Below are 7,043 nucleotides of genomic sequence, written 5' to 3'. Positions count from 1 at the left end.
GCCGGGTGCGGGAGATCGAGCCGGGCTTCAAGGGGACGCTGTTCCTCGCCACGGACACCCGCGTCCACGAGACCGTCCCGGTCTCCCGCCGGCACGCGCCGTCCGTCCGCCAGGCCCTCGGGCTGTAGGCACGTCCCGGGGAGGACCGGAATGGGGAGTGGACCCGCCGCCGCACTGGCCACGGCACGCGAGCTGCTGCGCCACCACCCGCTGGTTGACGGCCACAACGACCTGGCGTGGGAGGTCCGTCGGCGGTTCGGTGGCGACCTGGACCGCGTCGACCTGGCCGGTGCGGTGGCGGGCACGCACACGGACCTGCCGAGACTGCGCCGCGGCGGGGTCGGCGCCCAGTTCTGGTCGGTCTACGTGCCCGGCACCCTGCAGGGGGACGCGGCGGTGGCCACGACCCTGGAGCAGGTCGACCTCGTGCACCGCATGGTCCGGCGCCACCCCGACGACCTGGAGCTGGCGCTGACGGCCGACGACGTCGAGAGCGCGTTCGCGCGGGGCAGGATCGCCTCGCTGCTCGGCGCCGAGGGCGGCCACTCGATCGCCGGCTCGCTGGGGGTCCTCCGGGCGCTCCACCGGCTCGGCGTCCGCTACCTGACGCTCACGCACAACGTCGGCGTGCCCTGGGCCGACTCGGCGACCGACGCGCCCGTCGTCGGCGGGCTGAGCCCGTTCGGTCGGGAGGTGGTGCGCGAGATGAACCGGCTGGGCGTGCTGGTCGACCTGTCGCACGTGGCCGCCACCACGGCGCGGGACGCCCTGCAGGTCACCGAGGCGCCGGTGCTCTTCTCCCACTCGGGGGCCCGTGCGGTCTGCGACCACCCCCGCAACGCCTCCGACGACCTGCTCCGCCAGCTGGCCGCCAACGGCGGGGTCTGCATGGTGACGTTCGTGCCGGACTTCGTCTCGCCGCGGTGCCGTGCCTGGACGCTCGGCCTCCGGGCCGAGGTGGAGCGCCGCGGGCTCGACCCGGACGACGCCGGCACGCGGGCCGCGGTCGCGGCCGGATACGCGGCCGACCACCCCCGCCCGCGGGCGACCCTCGCGGAGGTGGCCGACCACGCCGACCACGTGCGGGCGGTGGCCGGCATCGACCACGTCGGCATCGGCGGGGACTTCGACGGGACGGACGACGTCCCGGACGGGCTCGAGGACGTCACCTGCTACCCCGCCCTGGTCGCCGAGCTGCTCGACCGCGGGTGGAGTCAGGAGGACTGCGCCCGGCTGGTCGGCGGGAACGTGCTGCGGGTCCTGCGCGAGGCCGAGGCCGTGTCGCGGTCCTCGTCCGCCCGGCGAGGTCCCTCCACGGCGCGCATCGAGGACCTCGACCGCGCCTGAACCGCCCCTGCCGGGGTCGCCGGGCGCGGGCCGGCGTGCGTCGGGCCCGCCTCCCGACAGGAGGCGGGCCCGACGGCCGAGCGGTTAGCGGGACCTGCCGCTGGCCCCGACGGTGTACCGCGTCTGCGACTGCGGGTTCAGCGTCCCGGTCTTGTCCGACCGCGCCCCGGCGATGGCCCGGTCGTCGAGCTTCAGGACGTCGAAGCCCTGCTGGATGTCGCTGCTGTAGATGAGCCCGTCGTAGAAGTACGCCGACCACGAGCCACCGAGGACCAGCGCCTCCGCGCTGAGCGGGCCGCGGTCGAACCACGCGATCTCACGCGGGTTCGCCGAGTCCGTGAAGTCCCACACCGAGATGCCGCCCTGGTACCAGGCCTGCACCATGATGTCGCGTCCCTGGGTGTTCGGGATCAGCGAGCCGTTGTGGGCGACGCAGTTCTCCTCGTTGGTCTGCGTGCGCGGGATCTTGAAGTACGACCGCTTCTCCAGCCGACCGTCGACGATGTCGTAGACGGCGTCGGCGCCCAGCTCGGCCCCCACGGTCGGGTTGCAGGTGGGCGCCCCACCGCCGCCCAGCTCGTCGGTGAAGACCACCTTGGTGGCGTCGTTGTCGAAGGTCGCCGAGTGCCAGAAGGTGAAGTTCTCGTCCGTGACCGACGACGTCACCCTCGGCTCCGCGGGCTTGCTGATGTCCATCAGCACGCCCTGGCCCATGCAGGCACCGGCGGCGATGCCCTTCTCGGGGTAGGCGGTGATGTCGTGGCACCCGCTCGTCGCGCTGAGCCGACGCCCCTGGGGGAAGGCCTCGCTGCCCACGTCCACCAGGCCGCCGGCGAAGCCGCCGTCGGGGAAGAGCAGGGGCTCGGCGATGACCGAGGCGGACGCCGGGGCGTCGTCCGGGACGGCGACGATGCTGATCTTGTCGTGTGGCGTCTGGCAGTCCTTCTGCGCGGCGCTGGGACCGTAGGACGAGACGTACACCAGCATCCGGTCGTTGGCCGGGTCGGGGACCAGGGTGTTCGTGTGCGAGCCGCAGTCGGTCTCGACGCTCGTCAGCAGCTCGGGGCGGGACTTGTCGGCGATGCTCCAGACCCGGATGCCCTCCCAGTACTCGGCGTTCGGGTCGGTGGTCGCCGGGGCCCGGAGCGGCGGGGCGTCGCAGGCCTCGGTGACGCGACGGGAGTCGGTCGAGGTGATCACGATGTCGCCGTACACGGAGACGTCGTTCTGCGCACCGAGGCAGGCCGCCTGACCGACGAGCGCCGGGGCACCGGGCTTGCGGACGTCCCAGATCGAGAAGCCGTTGTAGTTGCCCTGGATCGCGTAGCCGTCGACGAAGGCCAGGTCGGAGTTGTAGGCGTCCTGTCCCGCGGCGATGCCGCTCTTGGGGGTGGTGCTCAGCAGCCGCAGGTTCGGCGAGCTCGCCACCGAGCCGGGCGTGGGCAGCGGCGCGCCGGAGTCGTCGAACTCGGCGATCTGGGAGTCGGTGAAGCACTCCGACTCGTCGATCTCCTCGCCGTCCTTGGACACGCAGTGGTCCGGGTGGGCGAGGGCGGGTGGTGCGACCAGCAGACCGGCCGCCAGCCCACCGGCGGCGGTCAGCCCCACGATCACGGAACGGCCGCGGGTCGTCGTCGACCTCATGTACTGCTCCTCTCCGCGCACTCCCGCGTGTCCCCCGTGGACCCGTCAGGAGTGCGCGCGGACGGTAAGCAGCCACCCCTCCGTGAGGGAAGGGTTGCTCGGCGTGTCGCAGCGCCTGGGCCCCGTGGCTCTCGAGGCGTCCTCGGCGGCTCGCCGTCCCGGCTCGGCCACAGCCGGCCGGTCAGCGGCCCGGTTCAGCGGGCCGGTCAGCGGCCCTTGGCGGCCAGGACGCATTCCTCGGCGTCCGGACCGGGGCCCACGGAGGGCACCCGCAGCAGGAACGCCAGCCCCAGGGCCCACCACACGGCCAGGAGCACCCACTCGTACGGCCAGACCAGGGCCGCGGGCATGCCGGGGAGGAAGAGGACGCCGAGCCCCAGGGCGAGCACGGCCGCCACCACGCCGGTGGCCGGTCCGCCCGGGGCCCGGAACGGGCGGGCCATGTCGGGCTCCCGCCGGCGGAGCAGCACGAAGCTCACGGCGACCATCACGTAGGCGACGATGATGCTCAGCCCACCGGCGTCGACCATCCACACCAGGGTCTGGCGGCCGAAGAACGGGGCGAGCGCGGAGAGTCCCCCGATGAAGAGCAGGGCGTTGCCCGGGGTGCGGTAGCGGGGGTGCAGGCGCCCGAACCAGGCCGGCAGCATCCCCGACTGGGCCAGCGCGTACACCAGGCGGCTGGCCCCGATGAGGAAGCCGTTCCACGAGGTGAGGATCCCGGCGATCCCGCCGAGCACCAGCACGGTGCCCATCAGGTCGCTGCCCCACAGCGCCGCCATGCCGTCGGCGGCTGCCAGCTCGGAGGCGGCGAGGTCGGCCGCCGGCAGCGACGACCCCACGGTGATCATGATGAGCACGTACCAGCCCACGGCCATGGCCACCGACACGAGGAGGAGCTGACCGATCTTGCGGTACGGCAGCTTGATCTCCTCGGCCGACTGGGGGATGACGTCGAACCCGACGAACAGGAACGGTGTCGCGACCAGCACCGAGATGAGGCCCGCGGCGCCCCCGGTGAAGAGCGGTTGCATGTTGTCGGTGTCCCCGCCGACGAAGCTGCCCACGACCAGCGCCAGCCCGACCGCCAGGAGGAAGAGCACGGCGACGCTCTGGAACACCGCGGCGGGACGGACCCCCACGTAGTTCAGCCACGTGATCACCACCGCGGAGACCACGCCGACGGCGACCCAGCTGGCGTAGACCTCGTAGCCGGCGACGGTCCACAGCCGGCCGGCCAGCATGTCCGGGAACAGGTACAGCAGGGTCTGCGGCAGGGCCACGGCCTCGAACGCCACCACCGAGCCGTAGCCGAGGACCAGCGCCCACGAGGTGACGAACGCCCACCGGCTGCCCATCGCGCGGAGGACGTAGTTGTGCTCTCCTCCGGCGTGCGGCATGGCCGACACCAGTTCGGCGTAGGTCAACCCCACCAGCGCGACCACGACGCCGCCGATGAGGAAGGCGAGTGCGGCCCCCAGCGTGCCCGCGCTCTCCAAGAAGCCGCCGGTCAGGACGATCCAGCCGAAGCCGATCATCGCCCCGAAGGCCACGGCGAGCACGTCCCACCGTCCGAGGGTGCGGACGAAGCCGTTGTCAGAGCCCTCACTCATGTCGCTGTTCCTCCGGCCGGGGTCGGTGCCACAGGGCGTCGAGCGCGGTCATCCTCCCGCGCGGCGGGGCCGCCGGCACGGCGAGCAGCCCGGCGACCGGACACGACGTCGAGCGGCCGTTGTGTACGTTCGTTCCTATGAGCCTCCGGCCCGACGCGGGCGACACCCGGACCATGCGCGAGCGGATGCTCGCCGGTGACCCCTACATCGCCGACGACCCCGAGCTCGGCGAGGCCAGCACCCGGGCGCTGGACCTGGCCGACGCCTACAACGCGACGACCGTCCGCCAGGGCCCACTGCGCCGCCGGCTGCTGGAGGAGCTGCTCGGCGCCGTCGGCGAGGGCACCGAGATCCGGCCCCCCTTCTTCGTCGACTACGGCAGCCACCTCCGCATCGGCGCGCGCTGCTTCGCCAACTTCGGCCTGGTCGCCCTCGACGTCGCGCCCATCACCATCGGGGACGACGTCCAGATCGGGCCCAACGTCCAGCTGCTCACCCCGACCCACCCGGTCGACCCGGAGCCGCGCCGGGCCAAGTGGGAGGCGGCCGAGCCGATCACCATCGGCGACAACGTCTGGCTCGGCGGCGGGGCGATCGTGCTGCCCGGCGTGACGATCGGCGAGAACACCGTCGTCGGCGCCGGGGCGGTGGTCACCCGCGACCGGCCGCCCGACGTGGTCGCCGTCGGCAACCCGGCCCGCGTCGTGCGCACCCTGGACGGGCCCGGCCGGTGACCTCGGTCCCGGCGCGGCGGGCGCGCCGGCACGACCCGGGACGGCGCGACCGGCTGGTCGACACCACGCTCGACGTCATCGCCGAGCAGGGCGTCGCCGCCGCCACGCACCGGGCGATCGCCCGCGCCGCCGACGTCCCGCTGGGGTCGCTGACCTACCACTTCGGCTCGCTGACCGAGCTGCTCGCCGCGGCGTTCACGCGGCACGTCGACGCCGTCGCCGAGCGCTTCGACGAGCGCATGCGCGCCGCACCGGACCGGGCGGCGGCGCTCGAGGCGCTGGTCGAACACCTCACCGGCGACCTGCTCGGCTCCCCGCGCGACCTGGTGCTCGCCGTCGAGCTGTACGTCGCCGCAGCGCGCGACCCGGCGCTGCGCGCGGTCACCCAGGACTGGATGTCCCGCAGCCGCCGCAGCCTCGAGCGGCACCTCGACCGGGTGACCGCCCGCGAGGTCGACGCGCTGGTGGAGGGGCTGGTCCTGCACAGCGCCCTGTCCACCGACCCGATGGACGCCGACCGGATCCGCTCCGCCCTGCACCGGCTCGCCGGCTGACCCCTCCCGAGGACCGAGACCGGCACCGCGCGTCTGCGCCGAGCCCGTGCCGCCGTCGCCGCCTGCTTCTTCCTCGACGCCGTCTCCTACGCCGGCCTGGTACCGCGGCACCCTGGTGCTCGGCCGAGCGGCGCACTCGACCGGCTCGGGCCGCGCCGCTCGGCCGCCAGGGTCCGGCGCACGCCCTCCTCGTACGGGGTCGCCGCGAGCCCGAAGGCCCGGCCCGCCCGGCTGCCGTCGACGACGAACGGCTGCTCGAACTGGTACACCATCTCCGCGCCCTCGCGGGCCAGCGGGACGACGTGGCCGAGCGCGGGCACCTGGCCGCTCCCGTGCCGCACCAGCCGCAGCCGGGTGCCCGCCTGCCGGCACGCCTCCGCGGCCAGCGTCCGGCCGGTGGTGACGCCCGGATGCGGCACGTGCCACACCGCGGCGTCGGAGGCGCCGCCGGTCCCGACGGCGGCCAGGGTGGCGGCGAAGTCGTCGACGCACGTGGGCGTCAGGGGCAGGTCGGGGTCCCCGAGCCACTGCACGGGCCACCCGCGCAGCGCGGCGCGGAACACGTTGCCGGCGACGAGCGACCGGACGCCGGGACCGTAGAGCTCCCCCGCGCGGACCACGCCGACCTGGAGACGCCCGGCTGCACCGGCGGCGAGGACCCGCTCGGCGATCCAGGCGCGCAGCACGCCCTTGGTGCTGACCGGCCGCCACGGGGTGTCCTCGGTCATCGGGCCGTCGACCCGCCCGTACATCCACGTGTCGTCGGCGTACACCAGCCGCGCCCCGACGCGGGAGGCGGCGTCGAGCAGGGCGTCGGTGACCACGGGGAAGTCGCTCGTCCAGCGGGCGAGCACCGGCATGACGCAGTGGTAGACGGCGGTCGCGTCGCGGCAGGCCGCGGTCAGGGCCGCGCCGTCGGTGGCGTCCGCCGCCGCGGTCTCCACACCGGGCGTGCCGGCGTCGCGACCGTCGCGGGTCACCGCGCGCACGCGGTACCCGGCCGCGTGCAGGTGGGCGACGAGCCGCCGCCCGGTCGCTCCCCCGGCCCCCACCACGGCGTGGACGCCGGCGCCGTCGGGGGTTCGTGCGGCCGGCGCGGCGGGGGTCGCGGCCGGCGCCGGCGGAGTCTCGGTCATCGGGCCTCCCGGGTC

General features: G+C 74.5%; 6 protein-coding genes. 3 read left to right on the top strand and 3 right to left on the bottom strand.

Annotation, left to right across the window (positions count from 1 at the left end; genetic code table 11):
• The first annotated feature begins 150 nt into the window (after positions 1-150).
• Positions 151-1,347, top strand: a complete 1,197-nt coding sequence (locus tag CNO22_RS13035; protein ID WP_100499778.1) for a dipeptidase — start codon at positions 151-153, stop codon at positions 1,345-1,347.
• Between the two features lie 84 nt (positions 1,348-1,431).
• Here CNO22_RS13035 and CNO22_RS13030 read toward each other — a convergent pair whose 3' ends face one another.
• Positions 1,432-2,991 carry an LVIVD repeat-containing protein gene (locus CNO22_RS13030; protein WP_100499777.1) on the bottom strand — a complete coding sequence of 520 codons (1,560 nt, stop codon included), beginning with the start codon at positions 2,989-2,991 and terminating at the stop codon, positions 1,432-1,434.
• A gap of 206 nt (positions 2,992-3,197) precedes the next feature.
• The gene (locus tag CNO22_RS13025; RefSeq protein ID WP_100499776.1) at positions 3,198-4,604 is read right to left on the bottom strand and encodes an APC family permease; all 1,407 of its coding nucleotides are present in this window, start codon (positions 4,602-4,604) and stop codon (positions 3,198-3,200) included.
• 137 nt (positions 4,605-4,741) lie between these two features.
• On the opposite strand from CNO22_RS13025, the gene CNO22_RS13020 reads away from it, so the two are divergent.
• Together CNO22_RS13020 and CNO22_RS13015 are read left to right on the top strand one after the other, a co-directional pair.
• Positions 4,742-5,338, top strand: coding sequence for a sugar O-acetyltransferase (locus tag CNO22_RS13020; protein ID WP_198588300.1), 597 nt, complete (start codon positions 4,742-4,744; stop codon positions 5,336-5,338).
• Positions 5,335-5,892 (top strand): TetR/AcrR family transcriptional regulator, encoded by a 558-nt coding sequence (locus tag CNO22_RS13015; RefSeq protein WP_100499775.1) that lies wholly within the window; start codon positions 5,335-5,337, stop codon positions 5,890-5,892. The genes CNO22_RS13020 and CNO22_RS13015 overlap by 4 nt, the downstream gene beginning before the upstream one ends.
• Positions 5,893-5,978: 86 nt before the next feature.
• On the opposite strand, the gene CNO22_RS13010 is transcribed toward CNO22_RS13015, so the two are convergent.
• The gene (locus CNO22_RS13010) at positions 5,979-7,028 is read right to left on the bottom strand and encodes an NAD-dependent epimerase/dehydratase family protein (protein ID WP_100499774.1); all 1,050 of its coding nucleotides are present in this window, start codon (positions 7,026-7,028) and stop codon (positions 5,979-5,981) included.
• Positions 7,029-7,043 lie beyond the last annotated feature (15 nt).

Origin of the sequence: Geodermatophilus chilensis, from assembly GCF_002802985.1 — a bacterium.
In the GTDB taxonomy this organism is placed as follows: Bacteria; Actinomycetota; Actinomycetes; order Mycobacteriales; family Geodermatophilaceae; genus Geodermatophilus; species Geodermatophilus chilensis.
The sequence above is the reverse complement of the archived record's forward strand: the minus strand, read 5'-3'. Positions and strand labels throughout refer to the sequence as shown.